We start from the raw sequence: 1,334 nt of genomic DNA, 5'->3' as shown, positions 1-1,334 counted from the left end.
ACTCCCATATCCTTCATTTAAGCCCACGCGAAATTCCGGAAACTTTCACCAGCAAAAATAAAAACCTCCTTTAAATCTGGTTTCTGAGCGAAGCAGAAGAATAAAAGAGGTTGTTTTTTAGTGTTTTTGCACGCTGCTGTTCATAAAATCAGAGTTGTGCAACGGTTACCTATGTTAGCTGTAGTTTCTTTATTTACAAAAGTTTATCAAATAATTTCTTACTTTAAAATTGGTTTTATCTCCAACCTTTTTAAACGAATTACATGCTTTTGCATTGTTTTCCGTTGCTAAATAAGAAACTCCTAAGTTGACAAAGGCTTGATCTAGTGAATAACCAAATCTTTCTGTAATTTCAGGTTTTATATTTATAGTCAATAGTTTTTCGTAATTAGCAATCGCCTTGTCAAATTCGTTCTTTTCATAGAATTGATTTCCATTTTTAACAAAACTATATATTTCTTTTTCTTCTTTATTTGTTAGTCCAGCAAACATTTTGAAAAAGTTGAAAGTTTGAGTTACAAGAAGGTCTTTTCCAAAATTATTCTTCATGAATTTTTCAGATTTTAAAAGAGCATTTTTATATTCATTGTCAAAAGTTTTTGTAATTCCTTCAATAATTTGAATGTCTATTATTCTATTTTCTTTTGTCAAAATATACCTTGCTTTAAAGAAATTATTAGTGGCAGAAATTGAGGAATAACTTGGGATATTTTTTCTTATAAATTCCTCAAAATTTTCAGTGTTTGTAAATGTGGGCTTTATAATTGAGTTTGATTCAAATACTTTTTTATTTTCAAAAGATATTTCATTGGGTTCAAATTCTGGATATTTCGTTAAATAGTCATTGGTTTTAAGAAAATAGTAGATTTTGTCATCGCCAATTTCGTTCAAAACAAGATATTCATTTTCAAACTTATATTGCATTTTTCTAAAGTTTGTGGAAATCGAGGAATTATCGATTGAAACTTTAAATTTTTGGTTATTAATTTCAAGATTATTTCCATTAAAATTGTATTCTAAAAAATTGGAATATGAAGGGTGATTTACTTCAAGCGGATTTCCATTTTGATATTGAATCTTGTCAAGTATCCAATTTCCTTGTAAATTGATTTGTTGAGATTGTGAAAATTCGAAAAATAAAAAAAATAAAATCACTAAAATTCTTTTCATGACGGGGTTTATGAAATTACAGCTAACACTCAAATATACGAAAGTTATTTATATGCACAAGTAATTCATATTATTTTATTAAAACACTGTAAATCAACATTTTTTGTGTATATTTGATTTCGTGTTTTATATAGATACTCAAAAAGATATAACAGTCTATATGT

At 26.8% G+C, this 1,334-nt stretch carries 1 protein-coding gene; it reads right to left on the bottom strand.

Features of this window, described 5'->3' with window-relative positions; translation table 11 throughout:
• Positions 1-189 precede the first annotated feature (189 nt).
• On the bottom strand, positions 190-1,170 hold the full coding sequence (locus tag ACM44_RS14765) for a tetratricopeptide repeat protein (protein ID WP_048500832.1): 981 nt from the start codon (positions 1,168-1,170) through the stop codon (positions 190-192).
• Positions 1,171-1,334: the final 164 nt, after the last annotated feature.

Source organism: Chryseobacterium koreense CCUG 49689 (genome assembly GCF_001045435.1).
In the GTDB taxonomy this organism is placed as follows: domain Bacteria; phylum Bacteroidota; class Bacteroidia; order Flavobacteriales; family Weeksellaceae; genus Kaistella; species Kaistella koreensis.
The sequence above is the reverse complement of the archived record's forward strand: the minus strand, read 5'-3'. Positions and strand labels throughout refer to the sequence as shown.

Coding starts and splice junctions, on each gene's coding strand:
- ACM44_RS14765 (WP_048500832.1), bottom strand. CDS start 1,170: ATGAAAAGAATTTTAGTGATTTTATTTTTTTTATTTTTCGAATTTTCA.